Here is a 1,331-nt window from a genome sequence, read left to right as displayed (position 1 = left end):
ATCGACGACTTCCTGAAAAAGAACCGCGTCACCGAAATCGAAGCGATCATTCCGGATATGGCCGGGATCGCACGCGGCAAGATCATTCCGCGCAGCAAGTTCGAATCCGGCGAGTCCATGCGCTTGCCGCAGGCGGTGATGATCCAGACCGTCACAGGGGACTATCCGGAAGACGGCACGCTCACCGGCGTCACCGACCCGGACATGGTGTGCGTGCCTGACGCCAGCACCATCCGCATGATTCCGTGGGCCATCGATCCGACCGCCCAGGTGATTCACGATTGCGTTCACTTCGACGGCACGCCCGTCGCGATCTCGCCGCGCCGCGTGTTGCGCCGCGTGCTCGAACTCTATAAGGCCAAAGGCTGGAAGCCGGTTATCGCGCCCGAGCTCGAGTTCTACCTGGTCGACATGAACAAGGACCCGGATCTGCCGCTGCAACCGCCAATCGGTCGTACAGGCCGCCCGGAGACAGGTCGTCAGGCGTATTCGATCGAAGCAGTCAATGAATTCGACCCGCTCTTCGAAGACATCTATGAATACTGCGAGGTGCAGGAACTGGAAGTCGACACGCTGATCCACGAAGTCGGCGCCGCGCAGATGGAAATCAACTTCATGCACGGCGATCCGCTGAAACTCGCCGACAGCGTGTTCCTGTTCAAGCGCACGGTGCGTGAAGCCGCGCTGCGCCACAAGATGTACGCGACCTTCATGGCCAAGCCGATGGAAGGCGAACCGGGTTCGGCGATGCACATGCACCAGAGCCTCGTCGACGAAGAAACTGGCCAGAACCTGTTCACCGGTCCGGACGGCAAGCCTACTTCGATGTTCACCGGCTATATCGCGGGTCTGCAGAAATACACGCCTGCGCTGATGCCGATTTTCGCGCCGTACATCAACTCGTATCGCCGCCTGTCGCGCTTCATGGCCGCACCGATCAACGTGGCATGGGGTTACGACAACCGCACCGTGGGTTTCCGGATCCCGCATTCGGGCCCGGCTGCGCGTCGCATCGAAAACCGCATTCCGGGCGTGGACTGCAATCCGTATCTCGCGATCGCCGCGACCCTGGCCGCGGGCTATCTCGGCATGACGCAAAAGCTCGAGGCCACCGAGCCGCTGATCAGCGACGGTTACGAGTTGCCGTACCAGTTGCCGCGCAACCTCGAAGAGGGTTTGACACTGATGGGCGCTTGCGAGCCGATCGCCGAAGTACTCGGCGAGAAATTCGTCAAGGCCTACCTCGCACTGAAAGAAACCGAATACGAAGCGTTTTTCCGCGTGATCAGTTCGTGGGAACGCCGGCATTTGCTGCTGCACGTTTAAGACCA

The 1,331-nt window shown here is 60.5% G+C and carries 1 protein-coding gene; it reads left to right on the top strand.

The genetic code is table 11. The features are described 5' to 3' along the window. On the top strand, positions 1-1,326 hold a 1,326-nt coding region (locus tag PQQ52_RS34590), incomplete at its 5' end, for a glutamine synthetase family protein (protein WP_408221520.1). Between the last annotated feature and the right edge of the window lie 5 nt (positions 1,327-1,331).

Source organism: Paraburkholderia sediminicola (genome assembly GCF_046030555.1).
In the GTDB taxonomy this organism is placed as follows: domain Bacteria; phylum Pseudomonadota; class Gammaproteobacteria; order Burkholderiales; family Burkholderiaceae; genus Paraburkholderia; species Paraburkholderia sediminicola_E.
Note: the sequence above shows the minus strand (reverse complement) of the source record. Positions and strands in the feature narration are given on the sequence as shown.